Annotated in this window: 25 protein-coding genes and 1 tRNA gene; 15 read left to right on the top strand and 11 right to left on the bottom strand. The window is 69.3% G+C overall.

What is annotated here, in order from left to right:
* Nucleotides 1-2: 2 nt before the first annotated feature.
* The 5 genes from ABD340_RS34065 (at nt 3) to ABD340_RS34045 (ending at nt 4,717) form a co-directional block, all read left to right on the top strand.
* Nucleotides 3-1,127, top strand: a complete 1,125-nt coding sequence (locus tag ABD340_RS34065; protein ID WP_344594643.1) for a radical SAM protein — start codon at nt 3-5, stop codon at nt 1,125-1,127.
* On the top strand, nt 1,124-1,261 hold the full coding sequence (locus tag ABD340_RS34060; protein WP_344594642.1) for a hypothetical protein: 138 nt from the start codon (nt 1,124-1,126) through the stop codon (nt 1,259-1,261). Before ABD340_RS34065 ends, ABD340_RS34060 begins: the two co-directional genes overlap by 4 nt.
* Before the next feature lie 75 nt (nt 1,262-1,336).
* Complete coding sequence (locus tag ABD340_RS34055) at nt 1,337-2,197, top strand: GNAT family N-acetyltransferase (protein WP_344594641.1); 861 nt, start codon at nt 1,337-1,339, stop codon at nt 2,195-2,197.
* Nucleotides 2,198-2,665: 468 nt separating this feature from the next.
* Entirely contained in the window at nt 2,666-3,844 is a 1,179-nt protein-coding gene (locus tag ABD340_RS34050) for a phosphorothioated DNA-binding restriction endonuclease family protein (protein ID WP_344594640.1), read from the top strand.
* 390 nt (nt 3,845-4,234) lie between these two features.
* Nucleotides 4,235-4,717 carry a hypothetical protein gene (locus tag ABD340_RS34045; protein ID WP_344594639.1) on the top strand — a complete coding sequence of 161 codons (483 nt, stop codon included), beginning with the start codon at nt 4,235-4,237 and terminating at the stop codon, nt 4,715-4,717.
* 242 nt (nt 4,718-4,959) lie between these two features.
* Here the strand turns inward: ABD340_RS34045 and ABD340_RS34040 are convergent.
* Together ABD340_RS34040 and ABD340_RS34035 are read right to left on the bottom strand one after the other, a co-directional pair.
* A tRNA-Pro gene (locus ABD340_RS34040) sits at nt 4,960-5,033 on the bottom strand.
* 79 nt (nt 5,034-5,112) lie between these two features.
* The gene (locus tag ABD340_RS34035) at nt 5,113-6,009 is read right to left on the bottom strand and encodes a metallophosphoesterase (protein ID WP_344594638.1); all 897 of its coding nucleotides are present in this window, start codon (nt 6,007-6,009) and stop codon (nt 5,113-5,115) included.
* A 116-nt stretch (nt 6,010-6,125) separates the two neighbouring features.
* Here ABD340_RS34035 and ABD340_RS34030 point away from each other — a divergent pair, with 116 nt between their 5' ends.
* Nucleotides 6,126-6,581, top strand: a complete 456-nt coding sequence (locus tag ABD340_RS34030) for a GatB/YqeY domain-containing protein (RefSeq protein WP_344594637.1) — start codon at nt 6,126-6,128, stop codon at nt 6,579-6,581.
* A gap of 36 nt (nt 6,582-6,617) precedes the next feature.
* Here ABD340_RS34030 and ABD340_RS34025 read toward each other — a convergent pair whose 3' ends face one another.
* Nucleotides 6,618-8,960 carry a penicillin-binding protein gene (locus tag ABD340_RS34025; protein WP_344594636.1) on the bottom strand — a complete coding sequence of 781 codons (2,343 nt, stop codon included), beginning with the start codon at nt 8,958-8,960 and terminating at the stop codon, nt 6,618-6,620.
* A 549-nt stretch (nt 8,961-9,509) separates the two neighbouring features.
* Here ABD340_RS34025 and ABD340_RS34020 point away from each other — a divergent pair.
* Entirely contained in the window at nt 9,510-9,827 is a 318-nt protein-coding gene (locus tag ABD340_RS34020) for a WhiB family transcriptional regulator (RefSeq protein ID WP_344594635.1), read from the top strand.
* A gap of 443 nt (nt 9,828-10,270) precedes the next feature.
* Here the strand turns inward: ABD340_RS34020 and ABD340_RS34015 are convergent, their stop codons facing one another.
* From ABD340_RS34015 to bagA, 3 genes are all read right to left on the bottom strand, one after another.
* A complete protein-coding gene (locus ABD340_RS34015) occupies nt 10,271-10,882 on the bottom strand; it encodes a hypothetical protein (RefSeq protein WP_344594633.1) in 612 nt (203 codons plus the stop codon).
* 304 nt (nt 10,883-11,186) lie between these two features.
* A complete protein-coding gene (bagB, locus tag ABD340_RS34010; protein ID WP_344594632.1) occupies nt 11,187-12,329 on the bottom strand; it encodes an ATPase BagB in 1,143 nt (380 codons plus the stop codon).
* A gap of 97 nt (nt 12,330-12,426) precedes the next feature.
* Nucleotides 12,427-13,422, bottom strand: coding sequence for an ATPase BagA (gene bagA, locus ABD340_RS34005; RefSeq protein WP_344594630.1), 996 nt, complete (start codon nt 13,420-13,422; stop codon nt 12,427-12,429).
* Between the two features lie 181 nt (nt 13,423-13,603).
* Here bagA and ABD340_RS34000 point away from each other — a divergent pair, with 181 nt between their 5' ends.
* From ABD340_RS34000 to ABD340_RS33980, 5 genes are all read left to right on the top strand, one after another.
* Nucleotides 13,604-14,707, top strand: a complete 1,104-nt coding sequence (locus tag ABD340_RS34000) for a slipin family protein (protein ID WP_344594628.1) — start codon at nt 13,604-13,606, stop codon at nt 14,705-14,707.
* A 156-nt stretch (nt 14,708-14,863) separates the two neighbouring features.
* A complete protein-coding gene (gene sp36 / locus ABD340_RS33995) occupies nt 14,864-15,022 on the top strand; it encodes a Sp36 family protein (protein ID WP_285700350.1) in 159 nt (52 codons plus the stop codon).
* Between the two features lie 2 nt (nt 15,023-15,024).
* Nucleotides 15,025-15,486 carry a RidA family protein gene (locus tag ABD340_RS33990; protein WP_344594626.1) on the top strand — a complete coding sequence of 154 codons (462 nt, stop codon included), beginning with the start codon at nt 15,025-15,027 and terminating at the stop codon, nt 15,484-15,486.
* Between the two features lie 213 nt (nt 15,487-15,699).
* Complete coding sequence (locus tag ABD340_RS33985; RefSeq protein WP_344594625.1) at nt 15,700-16,548, top strand: NUDIX hydrolase; 849 nt, start codon at nt 15,700-15,702, stop codon at nt 16,546-16,548.
* Between the two features lie 5 nt (nt 16,549-16,553).
* A complete protein-coding gene (locus tag ABD340_RS33980; RefSeq protein ID WP_344594624.1) occupies nt 16,554-17,516 on the top strand; it encodes an MBL fold metallo-hydrolase in 963 nt (320 codons plus the stop codon).
* A 173-nt stretch (nt 17,517-17,689) separates the two neighbouring features.
* Here the strand turns inward: ABD340_RS33980 and ABD340_RS33975 are convergent, their stop codons facing one another.
* Nucleotides 17,690-18,376, bottom strand: coding sequence for a Crp/Fnr family transcriptional regulator (locus tag ABD340_RS33975; protein ID WP_344594623.1), 687 nt, complete (start codon nt 18,374-18,376; stop codon nt 17,690-17,692).
* 114 nt (nt 18,377-18,490) lie between these two features.
* Here ABD340_RS33975 and nth point away from each other — a divergent pair, with 114 nt between their 5' ends.
* From nth to ABD340_RS33960, 3 genes are all read left to right on the top strand, one after another.
* A complete protein-coding gene (gene nth, locus ABD340_RS33970) occupies nt 18,491-19,243 on the top strand; it encodes an endonuclease III (protein WP_344594621.1) in 753 nt (250 codons plus the stop codon).
* Between the two features lie 146 nt (nt 19,244-19,389).
* The gene (locus ABD340_RS33965) at nt 19,390-20,049 is read left to right on the top strand and encodes an NUDIX hydrolase (RefSeq protein WP_344594619.1); all 660 of its coding nucleotides are present in this window, start codon (nt 19,390-19,392) and stop codon (nt 20,047-20,049) included.
* 263 nt (nt 20,050-20,312) lie between these two features.
* Nucleotides 20,313-21,509, top strand: coding sequence for a MarP family serine protease (locus tag ABD340_RS33960; protein WP_344594617.1), 1,197 nt, complete (start codon nt 20,313-20,315; stop codon nt 21,507-21,509).
* A 196-nt stretch (nt 21,510-21,705) separates the two neighbouring features.
* On the opposite strand, the gene ABD340_RS33955 is transcribed toward ABD340_RS33960, so the two are convergent.
* The 4 genes from ABD340_RS33955 to nhaA all read right to left on the bottom strand — a co-directional run bounded on the left by ABD340_RS33955 (nt 21,706) and on the right by nhaA (nt 25,110).
* Entirely contained in the window at nt 21,706-22,101 is a 396-nt protein-coding gene (locus ABD340_RS33955; protein WP_344594615.1) for a DUF309 domain-containing protein, read from the bottom strand.
* A 153-nt stretch (nt 22,102-22,254) separates the two neighbouring features.
* Nucleotides 22,255-23,178: an alpha/beta fold hydrolase gene (locus ABD340_RS33950; protein ID WP_344594614.1), complete on the bottom strand. Its 924-nt coding sequence runs from the start codon at nt 23,176-23,178 to the stop codon at nt 22,255-22,257.
* 6 nt (nt 23,179-23,184) lie between these two features.
* Entirely contained in the window at nt 23,185-23,616 is a 432-nt protein-coding gene (locus ABD340_RS33945) for a phage holin family protein (RefSeq protein ID WP_344594612.1), read from the bottom strand.
* Nucleotides 23,617-23,874: 258 nt separating this feature from the next.
* Complete coding sequence (gene nhaA, locus ABD340_RS33940; RefSeq protein WP_344594611.1) at nt 23,875-25,110, bottom strand: Na+/H+ antiporter NhaA; 1,236 nt, start codon at nt 25,108-25,110, stop codon at nt 23,875-23,877.
* Between the last annotated feature and the right edge of the window lie 136 nt (nt 25,111-25,246).

Raw genomic sequence — 25,246 nt, 5'->3', positions numbered from 1 at the left:
CCATGCACGAGGTGATTGCCAGCCCCTTCCTCGGCGACTACCTGCTGGTACGGCCAGGCAGCCGGAACGGCCTCAGGATTCCGTGCACCAGGTACCGAGAGCTGGCCGCCCTCTCTCCGGACGCAGGCCTTCCCGCTTGGCTTCTGGAAAGCTCCGACCGTGCTTGGAAGCTGGACCTGTCACGCCGGTCAGTGGCAGACACCGTCTTGGTCCGTCCGGAGTCGCCGTACAGGTTCGGTCGTGCTTCCTACGAACTCAACCTCGGCTGCAACTACGACTGCGAACATTGCTACCTCGGCCTGAAGCGTTTCGAAGGGCTCCAGTGGGCAGAGCGTGAACGCCTGCTGCACGTTCTCCGGGACGCCGGGGTGCTGTGGCTCCAGTTGACCGGCGGCGAGCCGGTGATCGACAGGCTGTTCTGCGAGACGTACGCCCTGGCCTATGAACTCGGCATGATGCTGTCGATCCTGTCCAACGGCTCACGCATGTCGAACCCGAAGGTTCTGGAGCTGCTGACGGCGCGCCGCCCGTACCGGATCACCCTCAGCGTCTACGGCGCGACTGCCGAGAGCTACGACGGCCTGACCCGCCGCAAGGGCGCCTTCCGGCTCTTCGAGAAGGGGCTCTACGCAGCGCACGCGGCCGGACTGCCTCTTGCCCTCAGCATGATCGTCACTCGCCACAACGCACACGAAGTCGACCAGATGCGGGGCCTGGCCGAGCATCTCGGGCTGCCTTTCGATGAGTACGTCAACATGGTGCCGACCATCTACGGTAGCGGCGAGAGCCTCCCCGCCCAGTCGAAGCGGCACTTGCGCAAGCGCAAGCCCTTCACCGGCTGCAACGCCGGCCATTCCTTCTTCCACGTCGACCCGCACGGTCAGGCGAGCATCTGCAAGGTCGGTCGAGATCCCTCCATCTCACTCATGGACGAAGGGCTGGACGGTTTGAGCCGGCTCAGCGAGATAGCCGACGGTCTTCTGCTGCGGCAGGGCGGATGCACCGGATGCACACTCAGCGGCACCTGCGGGACATGCATGCCGTTGGTCCAGCTCTACCGCAAGGCACAGGCGCCAATGGCCACCTACTGCCAGCACCGAGAACCCAGGAGAGAGGAAGCCAGATGATCATTGACATCGAGCTCAAGCCTCGTCGCGCCGAGACGGCCCAGCCGGACGAGATCGAACTCGTCACGGACCTGGACACGCTTTCGGAGAGCGACGTGTGCTCGTGCGCCGCTGGAGATGACAACCCGTTCTGAGCAGGAAGAATCAGGCCCCGACACGTTCTCGCGTCGGGGCCTGATGCTTGCCTCGTGGTTGTTACGCTGCAGTCCATGCGCTTCCGGTGGGACTGGTTGAGCCCAGTGGTGACCGCCCCTTACGTCCCCGCGCTCGGGCCCGTCCACCCTGATGTAGTTTCGGCCGACCTGTTCGCCGCCGTGGCCGATGTCGCTGGCACTGGATGCTTCCTGCCCTACGACAAGGACAAGCGCTGGGCGGACCGCAAAGAGGAACATGTTCTCGTCCAGGAGATCGTCCACCGGCAGGGCATCACCGTGATCCCCACACTGTCCACCCGAGGCCAGATGACACTGAAGATCCACTACTACAGCGGTCATCTCCCAGACCTGGCTGAGGTCGCCGAGTGGGCGCACAAGTGGAACAGCACTTACGGAACACGGCGCGGCGGTCGACTCATCTGGCTACAAGAAACTCCGGACGGCGCGCGTACCCGGCTCATGCTCAAGACCTTCACCGGCCACGACGAAGACCCGCGGCCCGTCCTCACACTCGACGAGTGCGAGCACGCCGACACATTCAAGGCTTTCGCCATGCAACTCGGTGTGGACGGGTTCGCGTTCCTTCACTGGCGCCGTGAAGCCGGGCTGGACGACGGCCCCGTCCTGGTGGTCGTGGAAGACCACCGCATCGTGGGAGCCATCGGCCCGCTATCAACGATGCTCGACGCCACCGGTAGGCGACAGCAACCACCCCAGTACTTCGCCGTCCATCCCGACTACCGCCACCGCGGCCACGGCCGAGCTCTGTGGCGGGCCGCTATGGGCTGGGGCCGCCGCAACGGCGCCGCCTACAAAGTGCTTCAAGCAGCTGTCGGTAGCGCCGCAGAGAGCTTGTACGTCGCCGAAGGCGTGGACACCCTCGGTTACGTGTGCATGAAGGAACTCTTCTCCTGAGTCGCCAACCTTGGACAGGGGTCTCGGAGTGTCCTCGGACAGGACCCGCTGGCGCGGAGCAAGAAATGGTGTAAGTAACACTTACGGGTTCTCAACCGAGCGCGGTCCGTGTTGTGCGTCCGATGTGGTGGCGCAAGGAGTGGACTGCTGATCCACTTGTGTGGGGAGGGGCTGCGTCTCGCATGTGACACGTTGTCCGTTACCACCTCTGGCCAACGGCAGCGACCTTGGAGGATCTTGCCAGGCCGTTCGACGGATCATGCCGTGGCCGCCTCACGCACGACGCCATGCCCTTTGAGCTGGCCAAACTCGTACACCACCTCCGTGGACTCACCCGGCGTTCGTTGTAGTCCGGTGGACGGTCAGTCCTTGTGGTGTCGGCGTCCTCATGCGCCGTGGGGATGTGGGGCTGGCTCATTCTTTTCAGGCTGAAGGCGAACTGTCACTACTCGGGCATAGCATCCATTCATGGATCTGTCGCCCATCACGCGTGAGGCCGTGTTGAATGCGATCGCAGAGTGCGACCGCTTGGGGCGGGACCGCTTCCTCAAGGAGTACGGCTTCGACCCTGCCCGTCGGTACTTGCTGCACTACAACGGCGTCTATTACGACTCCAAGGCCATCGTGGGCGTGGCCTACCGTTCCGTCGCGGGTCGGCCGCTGAGCGCCCGGGAGTTCTCCGGCGGACGCCAGACCGTCGGACGGCTCCTTACCCGGCTGGGATTCGAAGTGGTCACCGACGAGCCTCTCCCGCCTCTTCAACGGCTTGTGGAGCAGTTGAAGGGGCTGCGCGTCGCCAGTAGCGCAGACGGACCGGCCAGGCATCAGCCGATCACTCTGCTGTGGGCGCTGGGACGCGCCGCCCACCGCGACCCGCGCCTCGTTTCGTGGAACGTGGCTCACGTCGAGCTGCGTGGGCTCCTGCACGAGTACGGCCAGCCGCGTTCGAGGCCCCGGCCGGAGTTCCCGATCCTCGCTCTGGCCCACACAGACCTGTGGGAGCTACATGGTCACACTGGGGCCGTTCCAGCCGCGCACGGCGAGCCCCTCGGGTGGATGGAGGAGCACAACCCGCACAGCGGTCTGTCGCCCTGGGCGTACGATCTGGCAGCCTCCTCCGAGGAGGCACGCGCCGAAGCCATCGCGGAACTCGGCCAACGCTTCTTCGGCGGTGCGATCCCTCCGGTGCTGCTCAACGACGTGGGGCTTCAGCCCGCACACACAAGCCTTCCCACGCGACAGGACCACAGCGACTTCGAGGCCTATCGGCGCCTTTGTCGTAGCGTCGAGGCCGCCGAGGCGCGCGGCGACCATGACCGCGCCAGCCGTACGACCAGCGAACGTCCCGTTCGATCCGCGACTGCGGTCAAGGCCGTGCTCATGCGCAGCCGCGGCCGCTGCGAGAATCCCGTGTGCACCGGCCAGCCCGACGACCTCACCGACCGCGGCGAGCCCATCCTGGAAGTCGACCACGTCGAGGACCGTGCGAACTGGGGCCGCGACCATCCCAGCCAGATGATCGCGCTGTGCCCCAACTGCCACGCCATCAAGACTCGCGGCCAGACCCGCGAACGGCTATGCAGACTCCTCCTCACCGAGGCCCGCTCCCGCCACACCGCCTGGGAGGCCGAAGCAAGACGGTGCTGATAACAGAGTTGTGAGGGCCCTCGTGACGCTGATTGGCCCAACACCTGGCCGGATCTGGGCCACGTCCAATCTTCGGAAGGCAAAGGGGCTGAACGCCTTCTCGTAGTCCGTCGGCCAGGTGCTCCGGCGCGAGAACAGGTCCTTCACCGTTCCCAGGTACCGAGAAAGCTGCTGATGATCTCGTGGTCGGGATGCTGGGTGAACCTCAAGGGATTGGGATCCGTCTCCGCGCCTCCGAATAGTCGGATCGTCACGGAGGTGATGAGTACCTGGTCCTTCGCACTTATCGTGTCAACCTGTCGACCACCGGTGGCCTCCGTGCGTCTCACAGATGTCATGTGTACAGGCCCAGCGGACGGGAGCATGATGGAGCCGAGGAGCGCGGGAGCAATGGGGCTGGACTTCCCCTATGGACTTTCAACGATGTGTTACATCGAGGTCCGTAGCGACGGCACGGTCACCCATGGCAGGGACGCCGGGACCTATCAGCGAGCCCGCGACGGGGAGTCGAGGCTCTTCGCTGTCTGGCCGGGGAAGTGGAAGAGCGACCTGTTCGCCATCGATGATCTTGATCAGTACGCAAAGGCGTTCGGCATCGTCCATGACGAGGAGCGGACCGGGCTCAGCGAGCACGCTCACGAGGTGAGGTGGGCGATCGATCGTTTCGCGGGCGACTCGGCTGGCGCGTGGATCGGGATCAACGTCTGGCTTGACTGCGGCTGCGAGATTCGAGATCTCCGAACGTTCGCCGCACAGATGCGGGAGCAGCAGGGCTGGGACATCGCCACCAGCCGTGGCTGGGGCAGCAGCACCAGTGGGGATGGCAAGGTGCGTGAGTACTCTGTACGCGCCCGTCGCAACAGTCTCAAGTAGCGGGCCGGGTCGGAGACGATCGAGAGGACGGATCTGGTCTGGTGGGGGCCGGGTGAGGTGTGGACGTCCGCGGACGGTGGCCTCGGATCTGAACCTGGGGGCGGTGGGGGGAGTTCGCTCGGTGCTGGTCCGGGACGGACGGTGTCCGTGGGTGGGGGGTTGGTTCGCGGACGGATCGCGGACAAAAGATCGTGAGGCCGGTCTCCTGTTTGGAGAACCGGCCTCTGACCTGCACCTTTGTGTCGGGGTGGCGGGATTTGAACCCACGACCTCTTCGTCCCGAACGAAGCGCGCTGCCAAGCTGCGCTACACCCCGGTGGTGGCTGCCCGGGAGTCGTACGTGCTCCCGGCGCCTCGTCCACTTTAGCGGATGTCTGGGGGTGCTGCGTCCCTAATTAACGGGGGACGAGGGTGAGGAGGGACGCTTCGGGTGGGCAGCAGAAGCGGATCGGGGCCATGGGGGAGGTGCCCAGGCCGGCGGAGACGTGCAGCCAGGCGCCGCGGTGGCGGTGCAGGCCCTTGACGCGGGGGCGGTCGAGGCCGCAGTTGGTGGCCAGGGCGCCGTAGAAGGGGACGCAGACCTGGCCGCCGTGGGTGTGGCCGGCCAGGAGGAGGTCGTAGCCGTCCACGACGAAGCGGTCCATGTTGCGGGGTTCGGGGGAGTGCATGACGCCCAGGTGGACGTCGGCCTGCGGGTCGACCGGGCCGGCGATCTTGTCGTAGCGGTCGCGGTTGATGTGGGAGTCGTCGATGCCGCCGAACTCCACGTCCAGGTCGCCGACCTTGAGGCGGCCGATCCGGTTGTTGAGGTCGAGCCAGCCGGCGGCCTGGAGGGAGGAGCCCAGTTCGCGGTAGGGCAGGTCGGGCTCGCGGCGGCGCTTTTTGTAGTCGGACTTGCTGGTGCGCCAGATGTAGCGGGTGGGGTTCTTGAAGATCGGCGAGTAGAGGTCGTTGGAGCCGTACACGAAGACGCCCGGACGGTCGAGAAGGGGGCCGAGGGCGTCCAGGAACGGGCCGATCGCGTCGCGGTGCCCCAGGGTGTCGCCGGTGTTGACGACCAGGTCGGGCTCCAGGGCGTCCAGGGAGCGGACCCAGTTGATCAGGCGTCTCCGGCCCGGGGTGAGGTGCGCGTCGGAGATGTGCAGGATCTTGACGGAGGGGCGTCCCGGGGCCAGGACGGGCACGTCGAAGCGGCGCAGGCGGAACCAGTTCCGCTCGATGACCGACGCGTAGCCGAACGTGGCCGCGCCGGCGCCCGCCAGCCCAAGGGGTAGGGCGTAGAGCTTTCGCACGGTTCTCCCTCCGAGGCACAGAACCCGACGCCTCATATGCTCCCAGAATCGGGCAGTGTCGCGTACGACGGTAATCCTGGTGAGTCCTGGATGGCCGTCCGGGCATGATTGTGTGCATGAGTGCCCTGAAGGAAAAGCTGGAGACCGACCTTTCGGACGCGATGAGAGCGCGTGACGAGGTGCGCACCCGCACCCTGCGCATGGCGCTGACCGCGGTGAAGACCGAGGAGGTCGCCGGTAAGCAGGCCCGCGTGCTGTCCGACGACGACATCGTCAAGGTGCTGACCCGGGAGGCCAAGAAGCGCCGCGAGGCCGCGACGGCGTTCGACGACGCCGGGCGGGACGAGCAGGCGCGGGCCGAGCGGGACGAGGGCGCGGTCCTGGAGGACTACCTGCCCGCCCAGCTCGGTGACGACGAGCTGGCCGCGCTGGTCGCCGACGCGATCGCCGCGACGGGTGCGGAGGGGCCGCGGGCGATGGGCCAGGTGATGAAGGCGGTGAACCCGAAGGTTGCGGGCCGGGCCGAGGGGGGACGGGTGGCCGCCGAGGTCAAGCGGCAGCTTGCCGAGTGACTGAGAAAGGGCGCCCAGATGGGCGCCCTTTCTCAGTCAGTTCTCCCAGGGCCAGCGGAAGGGGGGCGGTCCGCCTGGGCGCCCGTCCGGACGGTCGCGGCCGCCGCGTTTGCCGTTGCTCGGGTAGAGGATCACGGTGCTGCCGGGGCCGACCTCGGTCTGCGCGCCGGGTGAGGTGGAGGCCACCGAGCCCTTGGGCGCGTCGGACTCGACCGGCCGCGGCGACACCTTCACTTCCAGTTCCGCCGCCTTGAGCCGGGCCGTGGCCGCGCCGATCGACATGCCCTTCACGTCCGGCACCTTGATGGTGTCGCCGAAGTCGCGGGTCGGACGGGCGAACCCGGGCGCGGGCTTGCCGGCCAGGGCGCTGCGCATGCTCTGCTGCCACATCGCGCCGGGGGTGTCGGCGCCGTACACGCCGTACACCTTGTAGCGCCAGGGGCCGCGGAAGTCCCAGTACGCGGTGGCGGCCGCCATGTTGGGGGTGTGGCCGGCGAAGACCGCGCAGCTGTGCGCCTCGCACGTGCCGGTCTTGGCGGCGGCGGGACGGCCGAGGCCGCGTCCCTTGGCGGTGCCCTGGGAGAGGACGCCCTGCAGGATGTTGTTCACCTTGTCGGCCACGGCCTCGTCGATGACCTGGCGGCAGTCCGGCTTGGGCAGCTTGACCTTCTTGCCCTCGGAGTCGACCACGTCGACGACCGAGACCGGGGCGCAGTACCGGCCGCGGGCGGCGAAGCCGGCGTACGCGGCGGCGAGGTGCACCATGTCGATGTCGTTCACGCCGAGGACCTGGGACGGAAGCGGCGCGATCGGGTTGCCGTCGGCGCGCTTCATGCCGAACTTCTCGGCCATCTTCACCGCGTTGCACACCCCGACCCGCTTCTGCAGGTGGGCGTAGAAGGTGTTCACCGAGTGCCAGGTGCCGGTCTTGAGGTTGAAGTTGCCGGCCTCGCTGTCGCCCGCGTTGGACACCGAGGGCCACGGGCCGCCGCCCAGCATCTCGTTGTCGTACTTCTTGCCGTTGAACGTGCCGGTGTACTTGCACGGCTGGAAGCCGGAGATGCTCGTCGTCTCGGGCGAGTTGATGCTGGTGCTGACCGGGATGCCCTGGTCGAGCGCGGCCGCCAGCGTGAACACCTTGAACGTCGAGCCCGCGGACACGCCGGTGCCGCCGCCGTGCGACGAGTCGGCCGGCAGGTTGATGGTGGTGCGGCCGTCGCCGGCGCCGAACCGCTTGCTCAGGCCGATGGCCTTGACGCGGCCCGTGCCGGGCTCGACCATCGCCTCCGCGCCGACCCGGTTGCCGCCGGGCGGGACGTTCCCGCGCAGCGCCTTGTCGACCGCGTTCTGCGCGTTCATGTCGAGCGTGGTGCGGATCGTGTAGCCGCCGCGGTTGAGCTTGTTGACGATGTCCTGGCGCTGCTTCGGCTTGAGCTGCCAGTACTTGCCGCCGGACAGGATCTGCAGCATGTCGTACTTCACGTACTCGCAGAAGTACGGCGACTTGCTGGTCTCGCAGCCGCCTTCCGGCTCGGTCTTGTTGAGCTCGATGGGCTTGGCGGCCGCGGCGTCGGCCTGCGCCTTGGTGATGTGCTGCAGCTGCACCATCCGGTAGAGGACGATGTCGCGGCGCTTGCGGGCGTCGGCCGGGTTGCGGATCGGGTCGTACGCGGTGGGGTTCTGCGTGATGCCGGCCAGCAGCGCGGCCTGGTCCAGGGTGAGCTTGCTGGCGGGCTTGCTGAAGTACCGCTTGGACGCGGCCTGCACGCCGTACGCGCCGGCGCCGAAGTAGGCGACGTTCAGGTAGCCCTCGAGGATCTGGTCCTTGGAGAGCCGCTGTTCGACGTCGAGCGCGTAGCGCAGTTCGCGCAGCTTGCGGCCGACCGTGGGCGCGGTGGCGTCGAGGTACTCCTCCTCGGTCTTGGCGTTGTCGACCAGGAGGTTCTTCACGTACTGCTGCGTGAGCGTGGAGCCGCCCTGCGTCTGGTCGGAGTTGGCGTTGGACGCCAACGCGCGGATGGTGCCCTTGAGGTCGAGCGCGCCGTGCTGGTAGAAGCGCGAGTCCTCGATGTCGATGATGGCCTGCCGCATGACCTGGTTGACCTGGTCGAGGCGGACCGACTCGCGGTACTTGTCGAAGAACCGGGCGAACTCCTTGCCGTTGGCGTCGTACATCACCGTCTTCTCCGACGGCGGCGACGTCTTCAGCTCGCCTTCCATGCTCTTGAAGTTGTTGGCGGCGTCGCGCGTGGTGAGTCCCGCGCTCCCGACGCCGGGCAACGCGATGAACGCGACCAGGACGCCCGCGACGACGCCCGCTCCGAGCAGCCGGAACAGGGTGGAGAACGTCCGCCGCCGATCTTCTTTTGCACCGTGCACGCGCTCTAGGGTACGCCGGGATGACCAGTGCATACGGGACACCTCGCGCAGTCGTTGTTCATGTGACGCGGCCGCGGGGCCGGCGCGGGGCGGATGATCCCTGGTCGGCGGTGGGTTGCGGGCCGCGGACGACATGCCCGATCTAACTGTTTCGTAGTGGTATGTCCATCCTGAACGTTGGGTGGACGGCCGGATCGCCGGTTTGCCCGTCGTGCGAGGCGCGGGTGCGGGACTATTGGGCGGTCGCGGCGATGCGGTGCCGGATGCGGGGCCGTCGCGCGCGGTTTGGAGGTGTACGCCCGGCTCATCCGAACGATCCCCGGTCTCGCGTCAACCGGGCGGGCGGCTCGCGCGTCAACTAGAGGTAACTAGTCCGTTCCGGCTGTATGGCCCTGGAGGGCTATTTCGAGAATGGGCCCATCGGGGACTGTTGAATCCCCCCTCGCTTCCGTAAGTTCTTCCCCACGGCTTTCGTTTGGCGGCCTGACGTCCGCGCCCGTCTGGCCAAGGAGCGCAAATCGACACAGACCCTAGGGGAGTGGGGCCAAGATGTGGATCACGGATTGGACCGCCCGCGCCGCCTGCCGTAACGCGGATCCTGACGCACTGTTCGTGCAGGGAGCGGCGCAGAACCGAGCCAAGCTCATCTGCCGTGGCTGCCCGGTGCGTACGGAGTGTCTAGCCGATGCTCTCGACAATCGGATCGAGTTCGGTGTGTGGGGCGGTATGACGGAGCGGGAGCGTCGCGCTCTGCTGCGGCGGCGCCCGGATGTGCGCTCGTGGCGCGACCTGCTGGAGACCGCCAAGGAGGAGTACGAGCGTTCGGTCGATCCCGAAGAGAGCGAGAGCGAGCTCGTCGCCAGCTGACCGGCACCACCGGCGGCGGGCGGATCCGGCCCTGAGGGGCGAACGGCAGGGCCCGGCGAGGTTCAAGGTCTTGAGTGAGTAGTGGGCCCGTATCCACACGATGGGTACGGGCCCACAGCCATGCCTGGACGTCCCTCGCTCCACTCCGTATCGGTCCGTCCGTATGGGGAGCCGCCTCGTTCCGTAACCGTCCATGACCGCATCCGGCCAAGCCTCGTCCGTTTAGTTGGTGGCTGCGGCTTTGACGGCTTATGTCCCAGTCCGGCAAGCCGCGCCACGGGCCGCCGGGTGCGGGGTTTTCAGAAGCGGGGGATCCAGACCGGCGTGATGAAGCTGTGGAGCATCGAGCGCCGGCGGACGCCTCCTACGGCCGAGCACGCATGGAGCGGTAAGCCCGCACCCCGATGAAGCCGTGACCTCGCCGCGGTGACCCACAACCGAGGTCAGCTCGGGTGTTGCGGTGGGGCCATCGGGGTGAGGCCGAGATCGGTGAGCGCGGCGGCGCCGCGGGCGGCATGGTCGCCGCCGGCGAGCACCAGGGTCCGCGCCGACTGGTACCGGCAGCCGGCGGCGTCGAAGGCGGCTGCCGTGGCGAGCAGTCGCTCCCGGTCATTGTCGAGCAGCGCCTCGGCCCGCTCCACGATGGCGCCGGCGACCAGGTTTCCGGCCGTGACGGTCCGGGCGTCGGCCAGGTGGTCGCGAGCGTCGGGGTTCCCGGCGAGCACGGTGGCCTCCGCGCGCAGTGCCACGTACCAGTGGAGCCAGATCCAGGTGACCCATTTCCACACCTCGCCGGGCTCAGGAGCCATCCGCTCCAGCGCCTCCGGTGCCTGCCCGTGGTGGAGCAGAGGCATCGCGTCGAAGACCGCCCCGTAGCCGTGGACAAGCGCCGGTGGGGTGCCGAACTGCTCCAGGACCGCCGCCCATTCGCGCCGCGTGTCGTGGTCGTCGCGGAGGCGGTGGACCATCGCCACCGCGGCCACCGCCGGGCCGAGGGCTGAACTGGCAGGGCTGCCGGCCCGCCGCCACGCGTCGAGGAACCGGACGCTGCCCATGAGCACCTGGTCGACGTCGATGTCGGAGATCGCAGCCGGGCAACGTCGACGCCTTCATCGGCGCCGCCGTCGACGCCGGCGCCACGACGCTGAAGCCGGCCACGAAGGGTTTCTGGGGCTACGGCGGCGTCGTACGCGCCTCGGACGGGACGATTTGCAAGGTCGCGACCTCGAAGAAGAAGGACACCGGTCCCGCCGCCCTGCAGATCGACCAGATCGCGCTCCTCTTGGGAGTGGTGGACGTCAAACGGTGGGTTGTCAGCAGACCGGTGGTTGCCTCGTCCCGCTGGAGTTCGCGGGACGGTCAGGCGGCCTTGGTGGAGAGGTCTTCGCCTACGCGGCGCAGGCCGTCCAGGTCGTGGACGTCCTCGGCCTGTGCGGGGACGGCGGTGATGGGCACCGTCGGATGCGTAGAGGCGAAGTGCTCGCGGAGGCGTTCCTCACGGGCGGCCAGTTGCATGCGGGCGGTGTGCATCCGCAGCAGGACGGCGGTCAGCTTGTGTTCGCCGCGCTCCTCAAGCGTCTCGGCGGCGGCCTGGCTGCGCGCGGCCGACAGCACATCGTCCGCGGACTCGTGCACGCGGTTGACGACCAGTCCGGCCAGCGGCATCCGTTCCTCGGCGAGACGCTCCACGAAGTAGGACGCCTCCCGAAGCGCGTCCGGCTCCGGGGCGGCGACCACGAGGAACGCGGTGCCGGGGGTCTGCAGGAGCTTGAAGGTCTTCTCCGCGCGCTCCCGGAAGCCGCCGAACATCGTGTCGAAGGCCGCCACGAACGTCTGCACGTCGCGCAGCAGCTGGACGCCCAGCACCTTGTTGATGACCCCGGTGAACATCCCGAAGCCCGCGCTGAGGACCTTCACGCCGAAGCGGCCGCCGGTCTTGGCGGGTGCGGCCAGGAGCCTCATGAACCGGCCGTCCAGGAAGCGGCCCATGCGCTCTGGGGCGTCCAGGAAGTCCAGCGCGTTCCGGGACGGCGGGGTGTCCACGATGATGAGGTCCCAGGCGCCCGAGCGGTGCAGCTGCCCGAGCTTCTCCATCGCCATGTACTCCTGCGTGCCCGACAGGCTGGACGACAGCGACTGGTAGAAGGGGTTGGCCAGGATCTGCTTGGCCCGGTCGGGGTCGGCGTGCGCCTCGACGATCTCATCGAAGGTGCGCTTCATGTCGAGCATCATGGCGTGCAGCTCGCCGTCGCCGTCGATCTCGATCCGGCGCGGGTTGTTGTCCAGCTCCGACAGCCCCATCGACTGCGCCAGCCGGCGGGCCGGGTCGACGGTGAGGACGACGACGTCGCGGCCCCGTTCGGCGGCGCGGACGCCCAGCGCGGCGGCCGTGGTCGTCTTGCCGACGCCGCCGGAGCCGCAGCACACGATGATCTTCGTGCGGGGGTCGTCGAGCAGCGCGTCCACGTCCAGGGCGGGCGGGGTCTTGGCGGTCGGGCTCATCTCAGGCTGCGTCTTCCGTTCGCCGCCGGGACGCCGTCGGCGGCGCTCCGGCTCCTCGATTGCGGCGGGGCGCCAGTAGGCCTCGTGCGCGCGGGTGTCATGCCGCGCCCTGGGCGCGCAGGGCCTCGGCCAGGTCGTACAGGCCGGCCAGGTCCATGCCGTCCGACAGCAGGGGCAGGGTGTAGCGGGGACGGTCGATCGACTCCAGGCGCTCCTTCTCGCGGCCTTGGGCCGCGGTGCGGCGCGCGTGCTCCGAGGCCTCGGCGGCCAGCGCCGCGGCGATCGCCTCCGTGTCGTGCTCCAGGCCGGCGGCCTTCACCCCGCGGACGATCTCGTCGGTGTCGAGCGCGCCCGCGGCCGCGGCCGCCAGCTCGTCCGCCTCGAGCATCGGCGGATGCGCCATGTTGATCAGGACGCCGCCGACGGGGAGGCCGACCTCGGTGAGGTCGCGGATGCCGTCCATCGTCTCCTGGACGGGCATCTCCTCCAGGAGCGTGACGAAGTGGACCGCGGTCTCGGGGCTGCGCACGACCTTCATCACGGTGTCGGCGTGATTGCGGACCGGGCCGACCTTCGCCAGGCCGGAGACCTCCTCGTTGACGTTCAGGAACTTGGTGATCCGGCCCGTGGGCGGGGCGTCCATGACGACGGCGTCGTAGCGGAACGAGCCGTCTTTGTCGCGGCGCCGCACGGACTCGCTGGTCTTGCCGGTGAGGATCACGTCGCGCAGGCCGGGCGCGATGGTGGTGACGAAGTCGACCACGCCGAGCTTGGTCATCGCCTTGCCGGCGCGCTTGAGGCTGTAGAACATCTCGAGGTACTCGAGGAGCGCCTCTTCGGTGTCGATGGCGAGCGCGTAGACGTCGCCGCCGTCGGGGGCGACCGCGACCCGGCGCTCCTCGTACGGCAGCGGCGGGCAGTCGAACAGCTGGGCGATGCCCTGCCGGCCCTCGACCTCCACCAGGAGCACCTTCCGGCCGCCGGCGGCCAGCGCAAGGGCCAGCGCGGCGGCGACCGTGGTCTTGCCGGTCCCGCCCTTGCCCGTGACCACGTGGAGGCGTACGCCGTCCCAGTCGGTGTCTCTCGCGCTCACCCGATCGACCATATCGTTCGCTCGGCAAGGACTTCAGAGGGTGCCCCCGCCTCATGCAAGTGATTCCTGACACGATGCGGGAACCATTCCGCACAGGGAGGCTTCCGCCCCCTGTTCTCCGCCGTGCCCGCGAGGTTAGCTGGAAAACGTGGAACCGGTCGTCGCGTGAAAGGTGGCCGCTATGGAAGCGGCAGCACTCCTCATCCTCGTCCTCGGCATCCTGGCATTGATCGGGGTGGCTTCGGCGGTACGGGTCGTCCAGCAGTTCGAGCACGGCATCGTGTTCCGGTTCGGCCGGGTACAGGCGGCCGGGCAGCTGCGTCCAGGGGCGGTACGAAGCCCCGGGCTGACCTTCATCGTCCCGGTCATGGAACGGATGCAGAAGGTCAACCAGCAGACCGTCACGATGGGGGTCCCCGGTCAGGACGGCATCACCCAAGACAATGTGAGCGTGCGCGTTGACGCCGTCGTGTACTTCCGGGTGATCGACCCCGTGAAGGCCATCGTCAACGTGCAGAACTACGGCTACGCGGTCTCCCAGGTGGCGCAGACCTCGCTGCGTTCGGTCATCGGCCAGGCGGACATGCAGGAGCTGCTGGGCGAGCGAGAGAAGATCAACCAGAAACTGCGCAAGATCATCGACGAGATCACCCAGGAACCGTGGGGGATCCTGATCGAACGGGTGGAGATCAAGGACGTCTCGCTGCCCGAGGGCATGAAGCGTTCGATGGCCCGGCAGGCGGAGGCGGAACGGGAGCGGCGCGCGCGGATCATCACCGCGGACGGCGAGTTCCAGGCGTCCAAGCGGCTGGCCGCGGCCGCCGAGATCATGTCCCAGGACCCGGCCGCGCTGCAACTGCGGCTGCTGCAGACGGTGGTGGAGGTGTCCGCGGAGAAGAACAGCACACTGGTCATGCCGCTTCCGGTGGAGGTGCTGAGGTTCTTCGACCGCATGTCGGGCGGCGCCCCTGCCGCGCCCGCCGCCGGCGCCGAGAAGGAGCGGCTGGACCTGGGCGAACGGCTCGCCAAGGCAGAGCAGGAGCTGGCCAAGGCGGCGGAGCGGCCGTCCACGCTCGAAGCGGCCGAGGACGTGCCGCCGGTGATCGGACTGGACGCGCCCAAGCAGGAGAAGGAGCACGAGCGGGCACCCGGTCTCGAACGAGGCCAGGGCGCGGATGCGGAGGCCCAGCGCGAGGTGGGCACGAACGAGCAGCCCGATCACGTCCCGGGCCTCACATCCGGCCAGGACGGGCAGGCCGCCGAGCCCCCGGACCACAAGGCTTGACCGTCCGCTTTGCGGGGGCAAGGGCCCGGCCGTGGGCCCGGCCAAGCCGGGTCAAGGCCTGTCTCGAAGTGGCCTCGGGTGCGGCGCGAGCGCGATGTCGCGCTGCCCCGGCCCGGTAGACGAGCGCCGTAGGCCGGGACCTCTAGGCTGAGCGCTATGAAGAAGTGGGAGTACGCGACCGTTCCGCTGCTGGTCCACGCGACCAAGCAGATCCTTGACAACTGGGGCCAGGACGGGTGGGAACTCGTCACGGTTCTGCCCGGGCCCAACCCGGAGAACCTCGTGGCCTACTTCAAGCGCGAACTGGAGAAGTGAAGGTGAGCACCCCCGAGGAGCGCATCGGCGAGCTGGGTCTGGAGCTGCCCGCGGTCGCCAAGCCGGTGGCCTCCTACGTGCCGACCATGCGGACCGGGAACCTGGTCTACACCTCCGGGCAGGTCCCGTTCGTCAATGGCGAGCTGCGCGTCTTCGGCAAGGTGGGTGCCGAGGTCGGTCTCGACGAGGCCGTCGAGCAGGCCCGGATCTGCGCACTCAACTGCGTCGCGGCGCTCAAGGCCGAGGTGGGCGAGCTGTCCAGGATCGTCAGGATCGTCAAGGTCGTCGGGTTCGTCGCCAGCGCTCCGGACTTCCACGGCCAGCCCCAGGTGATCAACGGAGCCAGCGATCTGCTGGGCGAGATCTTCGGCGCGGCGGGCCGGCACGCCCGCAGCGCGGTCGGCGTGGCCGTGCTGCCCAGGAACGTGCCGGTCGAGGTGGAACTGATCGCCGAACTCTCCTGACGTCCCGGTGTGCCGCGTCCGGTGGGCGCCGGGCACGCCGGGACCAGCGCGGACGACGCGCCGTCCGCGGGTGCCCACCGTGAGGTCGCGTCCGGGTCGTACGCCGATCTCACGGCGGGCCGTGTCCGCCCGCCGCGGCACCGGCGGGCTTGACGGAACGCCATTCGGTATGTCCGAATTGGCCGCCATGAGGACCACACGCGGGAGCGGGCGATGGTGACCGGGCTGAAGCTCCCCCAGCAGTTGCGGGAGCGGGCCGAGGACATCGCGGCCGGCAAGATCGAGCCGGCCCCCGCCCGGGACTCGGCCACCGTCGTCGTCCTGCGCGACCACGAGCGGCACGGGTTGCAGGCGTTCCTGCTGCGGCGCGTCGCGTCCATGGCCTTCGCCCCCGGCGCCTACGTCTTCCCCGGCGGTTCGGTGGACCCGCGGGACGGCGAGACGGCGCTCGCCTGGTCGGGGCCCTCCCCCGCCGAATGGGGCACGGCGTTCAAGGCGGACGAGACGCTCGCGCGCGAGCTGGTCTGCGCCGCGCTCCGCGAGACGTTCGAGGAGACGCTGGTCCTGCTGGCCGGTCCCACCGAGAGCACGGTCGTGGACGACACCAGGGGCGAGGACTGGGAGGCCGACCGGCAGGCGCTGCTGGACCGCTCCCTGTCGTTCGGGCGGTTCCTGGACCGGCGCGGCCTGGTCCTCCGCACCGACCTGCTGCGCCCCTGGGCGCACTGGATCACCCCGTCCATCGAGCCCAAGCGGTACGACACCCGGTTCTTCGTGGCCGGGATGCCCGCCGGGCAGCGGGCCCGCGACGTCAGCACGGAGGCCGACCGGGTGCTCTGGGTGCGGCCGGCCGAGGCGGTCGAGCGGGCCGTCCGCGGCGAGTGGTTCATGATGCCGCCGACCCTGGCCACCCTGTCGGAGCTGGCCGGGTACGAGACCGTCGCCGACGTGCTCGCCGCGCCCCGCGAGATCGTGGTGCACGAGCCCCGGGCGAAGATCATCGACGGGGACGCGTATCTCGTCCTGCCGGAGGGCGCCGAGGAGTACTACCCGAAGGGGTGACGGCCATGTCCCCGCGCCGCGGCGGCGCGCCGCTCTCGCGGGCCGTCATGTGGCGGCTGGCGGGGACCTCGGCGCTGCGGCACCTGGAGCGGCTGGGCTGGAACCCCGTCCGCCACCCCGATCTGCGGTCGGGCAGGATGGGACGAATGAGCGAGATCGACGGGATCGGGACGGAACGGGCGACCTGCTGGCTGGCGCCGAATCCGTCCGCGATGACGCTGGACGGGACCAACACCTGGGTCATCGGCGAGCCCGGTGCGGAAGAGGTCGTGGTCGTCGATCCGGGGCCCAAGGACGGCGTCCACCTCAAGCGGGTCGTGGACGGGATCGCGGCGCAGGGCCGCCGGGTCGGGCTGGTGATCCTCACGCACGGGCATCCCGATCATTCGGCGGGGGCCGCGAGGTTCTCCGAGCTCGCCGCGGCCGCGGCCGCTGGGACGTCCGGCGGATCGCGGGCCGGCGGCGTGCCCGTACGGGCCCTGGATCCCCGCCACCGGCTCGGCGACGAGGGCCTGGCCGAGGGCGACGTGATCACCACGGGCGGCCTGGAGCTGCGCGTGATGGAGACTCCCGGCCACTCCAACGACTCGCTCACCTTCTGGCTCCCCGCCGACCGCGCCGTGCTGACCGGGGACACCGTCCTCGGGTACGGGACGACCGTCCTCGAAGGCAAGCTCGGCGACTATCTCGGCTCCCTGGACCGGCTGCGGAAGTTCTCCGAGGACGTCGAGGCCGCCACGATCCTTCCCGGGCACGGCCCCAAGCTCGACGACCCGATCGGCGCGCTCGACTACTACATCGGCCACAGGCGCGAACGCCTCGCGCAGGTCGAGGACGCGGTCGCGGCAGGCGCGCGTACGGCCAAGGAGGTGGTCGCGCGCGTGTACTCGGACGTGGACAAGTCGCTCTGGCCCGCGGCCGAGTGGTCCGTCAAGGCCCAGCTCGAGTACCTGAACGAACGCTCCTGAGCGCCGTCCGGCGGCTCGGCGATGTGGGGGCGGAGGGGAAAGGCGGGTTTGGGAGGGGCAGACCGGAGCGTTTTCCGAGGCCGTGCGGTGCCAGTGGTCCCTGGGAGTCTCGGGGGTAAGGGCGACCGCACGATCACGGGGGGCGGATGTGATCGTGCCGGAGGGGGCCCGGGTCACTTGGAGCGCTTGCGGAGCCTTTCGATGTCAAGAATCACCACGGCCCGCGCCTCGATCCGCAGCCAGTTGCGCTGCGCGAAGTCGGCCAGGGCCTTGTTGACCGTCTCCCGGGACGCGCCGACCAGCTGCGCCAGCTCCTCCTGGGTGAGGTCGTGGTGGACGTGCAGCCCGGCCTCCGACGGCTGGCCGAATCGCTCCGCCAGGTCGAGCAACTGCTTGGCCACCCGTCCGGGGACGTCGGTGAAGACCAGGTCGGCCATCACGTCGTTGGTCCTGCGCAGCCGCTGGGCCAGGGCCCGCAGCAACTGGACGGCCACCTCCGGGTGCCCGGTCAGCCAGGGACGCAGATCGTCATGGCCGAGCCCGGCCAGCCGGCACTCGGTCACCGCGATGGCGCTGGCCGTGCGGGGCCGCGGGTCGAACAGCGACAGCTCGCCGAACATCTCGCTGGGGCCGAGCACGCTCAGCAGGTTCTCCCGGCCGTCCGGGGCCGCCCTGGTCAGTTTGATCTTGCCGTCCAGGACGACGTACAGCCGGTCGCCGGTCTCGCCCTCGTTGAACAGCGTCTGGCCGCGCGCCAGCCGCACCTCCGTCACGTTGGCGCGCAGCGCCTTGGCGCCCTGCTCGTCGAGTGCCTCGAATAGCGGGGCTCTGCTCAGTACGTCCACGTCGCGGTCGGTCACGCCTTCTCCTCCTCAAAAACCTACATACATAGTGTGACGTACGTCCCACCGCGTACGAAGGTTAGGGTCTGCGACGCGCCGATCGCGGGGGCCTGAGGACGTACCCTTGCCCACGTGCCTCGCAACGGTAGTCCCGCCCCCGTGACGGCGCCCCGCAAGCCCCGGCCCCGGGTGGAGACGCGCCTCGCACTCGTCCGCCGTGCCCGGCGGATCAACCGCGAGCTGGCCGCGCTCTACCCCGACGCACACTGCGAGCTGGACTTCACCAGTCCGCTTGAGCTGCTGGTCGCCACGATTTTGTCCGCCCAGTGTACGGACCGCCGGGTGAACGCGGTCACACCGGCTCTCTTCGCCCGGTACCGGACCGCCGAGGACTATGCCGCCGCGGACCGTGAGGAACTCGAGCGGATGATCCAGTCGACCGGATTCTTCCGGGCCAAGACCAACAATATTATGAAACTCGGGCATGACCTGTGCGAACGCTTCGACGGCGAGGTTCCGGGCACTCTCGACGAACTGGTCACGCTGGCCGGGGTGGGGCGCAAGACCGCCAATGTGGTGCTCGGCAACGCCTTCGGCGTCCCGGGGATCACCGTCGACACCCACTTCGGCCGGCTGGCCAGGCGTTTCGGGTGGACGGCCGACACCGATCCGGTGAAGGTGGAGCACGAGGTCGGCGCCCTGATCCCCCGCAAGGAGTGGTCGATCCTGTCGCACCGGCTGATCTGGCACGGCCGCCGGATCTGCCATGCCCGCCGTCCGGCCTGCGGCGTCTGCCCGCTGGTCCGGCTGTGCCCGGCGTACGGCGAGGGCCCGACCGACGAGGCCACGGCCCGCAAGCTGGTCAAGGAGGGGCCCTTCTCGTGAGCCCCGCGAGCTGAGCTGTGAGCTGGGACGTGAGCTGGGACGTGAGCTGGGAAAAGGCTTCCGGAACGCCGCTGGGGCAGTCGTTCGGGAAGCAGTCCCGGCCGGCACCCGGGAAGGAACTGCGGTCTATTGGGGTTGGCTAAAGGGTGACCGATCTCCTCTCCGAGCCCCCCGTCTGGCTTGACCGGTTCCGTGCCCGAGCCCAGGACTTCACCGTCCCGCCAATGATGCGGCCCGTCAACGGCGCGCGCGCGGCGGCGGTGCTCATCCTGTTCGGGGACGGCCCGGAGGGGCCGGACGTCCTCCTCACAGAACGCGCAGCCACGCTCGCCAAGCACGCAGGGCAGCCAGCGTTCCCCGGAGGCCGCATCGACCCCGAAGACGACGGGCCTGTTGGGGCCGCCCTGCGCGAGGCTTGGGAAGAGGCAGGGGTGAAGCCGGCGGGCGTGCACGTCCTGACCACGCTCCCCGAGCTGTACCTCGCCCACAGCGGCCACCGTGTAACGCCAGTGGCCGCCTGGTGGCGCGAGCCGTCCGAGATCGCCCCCGGCCACCCGGGAGAGGTCGCGACGGTGGCCCGGGTGCCGATCGCCGAACTCGTCGACCCGTCGAACCGCCTGACCATCCGGCACCCCTCGGGGCTCAAGATGGGCCCGGCCTTCCGCGTCCGGGACATGCTCGTGTGGGGCTTCACCGCCGGCGTGCTCACCCAGGTGCTCGAAGCGGGCGGCTGGGAGCTCCCCTGGGACACCGATCGCGTAGAGGACCTGCCGTCCGAAGCCCTCGACCTCGCCGCCCGAGACTGAACCCGAACCCGGTGCCGGCAGCCTCGGCCGCCCCGAACCGGGACGGCCGGTGCCCCTGGCAGGATTTCGGTGAAACGATCGGGCGGGCCGGCGAGCCGCTCCGCGCCATCCATGATCGGGCACGAACCGCGCCGTGACCGGCGATCTCGTCCCGCCGCGCGACGGGCGAAGGGGGCGTGTCACTCCGCACGGCTATACGCGTCCACGCAATCTGGTACACCGAGGGGACGTGCGCAGGGGGCCGCGCGCTATACGGTGAAGCGGTGCTGGGCGACCACCTTCTGGACCTGATACTGCTCGTGCTCCTTGTGCTGTTCGCGGTCTCGGGCTACCGGCAGGGCTTCATCGTGAGCCTGCTGAGCTTCGGCGGCTTCGTCGGCGGCGGCATCGTGGGCGTCCTCATCGCCCCGCCGATCGCCGAGGCGGCCGTGGACGGCGCCGCGCAGCAGGCGCTGCTGGCGATCGTCACCGCGTTCCTGGCCGCCACGCTCGGGCAGCTGGTCGCCTCCTCCCTGGGCGCGGTGCTGCGCAACCGGGTGACCGGCGACAACGCGCGAGCGGCGGACGCGGCCGGCGGCGCCGTGGTCAGCGCGCTGTCGCTGCTGATCGTCGCCTGGTTCTTCGGCACCCTGGTCGCCAACTCCGAGTTCCGGCCGGTGCGCACCCAGGTCAAGGCCTCCACGGTCATCAACGGCATCAACGACATGATGCCGCCGCAGGCCCAGACCTGGTTCGCCTCCTTCCAGGGGTTCGTGAAGAGCAGCGAGTTCCCGCAGGTCTTCAACGGCCTCGGCGGCGAGTCGGTGGTCGAGGTGCCGCCGCCCAACGACGCCATCCTCGACACCCAGGCGCTGCGCGACGCCAAGCGCAGCATCGTCAAGGTGACCAGCACCGCCCCGCAGTGCCAGCGCAAGATCGAGGGCACCGGGTTCGTGTACGCGCCCGAGCGCGTCATGACCAACGCGCACGTGGTGGCGGGCGCCCGCGGCCCGTCGGTGATCTCCTCGCTGAGCGGCTCCCGCGACCGCGGCCGGGTCGTCCTGTACGACCCCAAGCGCGACATCGCCGTGCTGCACGTCCCCGGCCTGCAGGCGCCGCCGCTGAAGTTCGCCGGGCCCGCCCGGGTCCGGGACGACGCGATCATCGCGGGCTTCCCCAAGAACCACCCGTTCACCGCCGGCGCCGCCCGGATCCGCGCCCGGCAGACCGCCAAGGGCCCGGACATCTACCACACCGGCCAGGTCAACCGGGAGATCTACGCCATCCGGGGCACGGTCGAGCCGGGCAACTCCGGGGGACCGCTCCTCGCCCGCGACGGCAGCGTCTACGGCGTCATCTTCGCCGCCGCCCTGGACGCCCCCGCGACCGGCTATGCGCTGACCGCCGGTGAGGTCGCCTCGGACGCCCGCGCGGGCGCCGCCGCCACCGCCGCTGTGAACACCCAGAACTGCTCCGACTAGGGCGTGTCTGATGGGTCTTGTTCGTCGTGAGCGGGGTCCAGGTGCGTGCACCGTAAGGCGGGGGAGGGAGTCAGCCCTGGTTCGGCTGTCGACCGATGACAACGCGGCGAGTTGTGTGCCTGGGGTGTCGCGCAACAGAACGTAGATCCGTGGACATGCCGAAGGGGCCTGGGGAACGTCGGCCGGCCGGAGGATGTCAGCCTGGCGGGCCGGCGGATCGGCGGGTGAGGTGGAGGCGGATCGGCATGGACGGGCCTTCGTCGGCCCGTTCGGCCTGTTCGGCTATCTCCCGGACCTCCTCGACGATGCCCGGGACGTCGATGTCGTACGGGGCCTCTTCGCCGCTGTAGGTCTCGATGCGGTCGGCGGCCCGCCCTAGGAGCGCCCGCGCCCCGCGGGGATTGCCCCGGCGTACGTGGGTGATTCCCACGGCGATCTGGGCCAGACCGCGCCACAGCTCCCGTTCAGGGGGCGGTGCGGCCTTCCAGGCGGCCTCCAGGACTTCATGGGCATGGAACGGCCTGTCCTCGTCCAGAAGCCGCTGAGCCTCCTCCAGAGCCTCTGTGGGCGTCACGGACAGGTCGTCGGGCATCGTCGGTACCCCGGAGGCGCCCCGCGGCAGGGGGCGGCCGTACGCGTCCCGCGGCCGAGCGCTACGAGGCCGCCCCGCTTCGTCCCGATCCCGCATGGATCCATTGTCGCTCACGTGTCTGTCGCCCACGCGTCCCGATCGCCTTCATCGGCATCAGTGCTCGGGCTCGGGATCCTTCATCCAGCCCAGGAGTTGGGTGTCGAAGTCCTGCGGTTGTTCTTGGTGGGGGAAGTGGCCGGCGCCGTCGATGAGTTTCCACCGGTAGGGGGCGGTCACGTACCGGCCCGAGCCCTGGGCGCTGGCCGGGAGCATGCACGGGTCCAGGGAACCGTGCAACTGCAGGGTCGGCACCTGGACGGGGGTGCGCATGCGGTGCGCGTACCGGATGCCGTCAGGGCGCGGCTGCGAACGGATGAACCACCGGTGGTACTCCAGGGCGCAGTGCACCGTGCCAGGGATCTGCATGGCCCGCCGTACGAGGCGTTCGGTGCGTTCATCGGGCCATCCGGGGCCGGACCACGCGTGTAGGAGCTGCCCCACGAGCGCTGCGTCGTCCCGTACGAGACGCCGTTCGGGCCACATGGGCAGCTGGTAGCCGAAGGTGTGCCGTGCGGCCCAGCCCTGCCCGCGCGGATCGCTCCGCACGGCCTGCCGCAACCGCAACGGGTGGGGTGCGCTCACTACGGCGAGCCGCTGGACGACCTTCGGGTGGTAGACCGCCATGGTCCAGGCCAGGAGACCACCCCAGTCGTGCCCGACGACGATGGCGTTCGCCTCACCGAGTGCCCGGACGAGCCCGGCGGCGTCCCCGGCCAGGGTGACCAGGTCGTACCCACGGGGCGGCTTGTCGCTCCCCCCGTACCCGCGCAGATCCACGGCGGCGGCACGGTAACCCGCTTCGGACAGCGAGACCAACTGGTTGTGCCACGACCACCAGAACTCGGGGAAGCCGTGCAGCAGCAGCACGAGGGGACCCTCACCCGCCTCTGCGACATGGAAGCGCGTGCCCCCGGCGCTGACCGCCCGGTGGGCCCAAGGTCCGTCGACTTCGACGAGCGACGCGTCGTGCCCGGCCATGGCCGGTCAGTCCGTCAGCGCGGGGGTGTCCGCATCGCCGCGATGGCGCAGCATGGTCAGGTCGTCCTTCAGCGTCTTGCGGGTCCGCTTGGCCCCGTCGATCTTCTTGATGCGCAGGTAGCCGATGCCGAGCAGGGCCAGCGCCAGCAGCAGGTAGACCCCGGCCACGATCAGGAACGCGGCCCAGTGCCAGATGCCGACCGCGACCAGGCCGTACGCGGCGGCGATCGACAGCAGGATCACGATCAGGCCGGCGATCAGCGCGGCGATGCTGAACATCACCCCGCCCCACGCGGCCTTCTTGGCATCGGCCTTCATTTCCAGCTTGGCCAGATCGATTTCCGCTCTGACCAGGTCGGAGACGTTGCTCGACGCCAGCGCGACCAGCTCGCCGAGGGATTTGTCCTCGGTGCGCTCACCCGGCAGTGCCTCGGACATTCGCTCTCTCCTTCCAGGGCCCCGGCCAGCAGGACGGGCCTCACAGCCTGTCAGCCGGGCGATCGGTCAAGCCACCCGGTACCGCCATCAGTGATCCGGATGTGTCCTTATGCACACCGTCCGCACCGACCGTCCGCTCCCGGGGCACGGCACCTCGGGTGCCCCGCCGGGTCGGCGGCGCGCCGGTTGGGCGGTGCGCCGGTCCGGCGGTCGGCCGGTTATGCGGTGCGCCGGTCGGGCGGTCGGGCGGTTCGCCCCTCAGCCGTGGGGGGCGGCGGCCCGCGCCCGGTGACGCACCCGCCTCCGGAAGACGACGGTGGCGGCCACCGAGGCGAGCAGGCTCGCGATCAGGACCGCTGTCGTCACTCTCTCGAATTGTGCGGGGTCGGTATAGGCCAAACCGCCGATCAGCAGTGAAACGGTGAAACCGACCCCGGCCAGCATGCTGACTCCTGCGATCTCCCGCCACCGCAGTTCGTTCCCCAGCGTGGCCAGGCCGGCTCGCACGGCAAGCCAGGCCCCGCCGAAGACGCCCACGAACTTACCGATCAACAACCCTGCGATCACACCCAGGGCCACCCTGTCTGTGAACACCCCTCCCAGCGCGGACCCGTTCAGCGTGACACCCGCGGAGAGGAACGCGAAAACGGGAACGCAGACCCCTGCGGAGAAGGGACGCAGTACGTGATCGGTCCGTTCCGCGTTCGTCGGCCGTTCGTCGCTGTTTTCCTTAGACGATGTGAGCATGCCGAGGGCTACTCCAGCGACGGTGGCGTGAATCCCGCTCTTGTGCACGAAGAACCACGCCAGCAGCGCCAACGGCCCGTACACCCAGGGTGACCTGAACCCCTTGGCCTGCAGCAACGCGTACAAGGCGATGAGCAACACACCCCCCAGCAAGGGGGCCGGATCGAGCCGCTCGGTGTAGAACAGCGCGATCACCGTAATGGCGATAAGGTCGTCCACGACCGCAAGGGTCAGCAGGAACGCGCGAAGGGGAGCCGGGCAAGTCGAGAAGGTCACCGCCAACACCGCCAATGCGAAAGCGATGTCGGTGGCAGTGGGAATGGCCCACCCCTTGAGCGCCCCTGGCTCACCCGCGCTCACAGCCAGAAATATCAGCGCGGGGAGCGCCACGCCTGCCATCGCTGCGACGACCGGTAGCGCAGCGTCACGCGGGTTGCGCAGCTCCCCATGGGTGAGTTCCTCGCGCAACTCCAGCCCTGCGATGAAGAAGAAGACGGCGAGCAATCCACCCGAAGCCCAGTGCTGGAGGTCCATCGACCCCAGACGCAGCCACTCGGGACTGAACTCGTAGTGCTGAAGGGCTTTGTACGCGTCCACCCAAGGGCTGTTGGCCCACACCAAGGCGGCAAGGGTGGCGAGGAGCATGACCACCCCGCCGACCGTCTCGGCCCGCAGCGCTTCAGCGACCTGGCCGCTGTACCGGACGGTGGGACGGAACGGCCAGATGGTGGCGACACGGCGCGGCATGGAACCTCCGGGCGGCAGCGGTAAGCGGTAAGGCCCTTGGCCGACCCGTCCACGCTGCCCCGGGACGGCCCGACTCACTGCCGACCAGACTTCCCGGCACACCAATAGTCAGACCCTACCTGGAGGGCTCCGCCGC

It is taken from the genome of Actinomadura vinacea, from assembly GCF_039532545.1.
GTDB classification, from domain to species: domain Bacteria; phylum Actinomycetota; class Actinomycetes; order Streptosporangiales; family Streptosporangiaceae; genus Spirillospora; species Spirillospora vinacea.
The sequence above is the reverse complement of the archived record's forward strand: the minus strand, read 5'-3'. Positions and strand labels throughout refer to the sequence as shown.

Bases quoted from the DNA above. Each gene is read 5' to 3' on its own strand.
- ABD340_RS34065 (WP_344594643.1), top strand. From the start codon at position 3: ATGCACGAGGTGATTGCCAGCCCCTTCCTCGGCGACTACCTGCTGGTA.
- ABD340_RS33985 (WP_344594625.1), top strand. From the start codon at position 15,700: ATGGTGACCGGGCTGAAGCTCCCCCAGCAGTTGCGGGAGCGGGCCGAG.
- sp36 (WP_285700350.1), top strand. From the start codon at position 14,864: ATGAAGAAGTGGGAGTACGCGACCGTTCCGCTGCTGGTCCACGCGACC.
- ABD340_RS34030 (WP_344594637.1), top strand. From the start codon at position 6,126: ATGAGTGCCCTGAAGGAAAAGCTGGAGACCGACCTTTCGGACGCGATG.
- ABD340_RS34020 (WP_344594635.1), top strand. From the start codon at position 9,510: ATGTGGATCACGGATTGGACCGCCCGCGCCGCCTGCCGTAACGCGGAT.
- ABD340_RS34045 (WP_344594639.1), top strand. From the start codon at position 4,235: ATGGGGCTGGACTTCCCCTATGGACTTTCAACGATGTGTTACATCGAG.
- ABD340_RS34055 (WP_344594641.1), top strand. From the start codon at position 1,337: ATGCGCTTCCGGTGGGACTGGTTGAGCCCAGTGGTGACCGCCCCTTAC.
- bagB (WP_344594632.1), bottom strand. From the start codon at position 12,329: ATGAGCCCGACCGCCAAGACCCCGCCCGCCCTGGACGTGGACGCGCTG.
- ABD340_RS34060 (WP_344594642.1), top strand. From the start codon at position 1,124: ATGATCATTGACATCGAGCTCAAGCCTCGTCGCGCCGAGACGGCCCAG.
- ABD340_RS34015 (WP_344594633.1), bottom strand. From the start codon at position 10,882: ATGGGCAGCGTCCGGTTCCTCGACGCGTGGCGGCGGGCCGGCAGCCCT.
- ABD340_RS33945 (WP_344594612.1), bottom strand. From the start codon at position 23,616: ATGTCCGAGGCACTGCCGGGTGAGCGCACCGAGGACAAATCCCTCGGC.
- ABD340_RS33980 (WP_344594624.1), top strand. From the start codon at position 16,554: ATGTCCCCGCGCCGCGGCGGCGCGCCGCTCTCGCGGGCCGTCATGTGG.
- ABD340_RS33955 (WP_344594615.1), bottom strand. From the start codon at position 22,101: ATGCCCGACGACCTGTCCGTGACGCCCACAGAGGCTCTGGAGGAGGCT.
- ABD340_RS34000 (WP_344594628.1), top strand. From the start codon at position 13,604: ATGGAAGCGGCAGCACTCCTCATCCTCGTCCTCGGCATCCTGGCATTG.
- ABD340_RS33950 (WP_344594614.1), bottom strand. From the start codon at position 23,178: ATGGCCGGGCACGACGCGTCGCTCGTCGAAGTCGACGGACCTTGGGCC.
- ABD340_RS34050 (WP_344594640.1), top strand. From the start codon at position 2,666: ATGGATCTGTCGCCCATCACGCGTGAGGCCGTGTTGAATGCGATCGCA.
- nhaA (WP_344594611.1), bottom strand. From the start codon at position 25,110: ATGCCGCGCCGTGTCGCCACCATCTGGCCGTTCCGTCCCACCGTCCGG.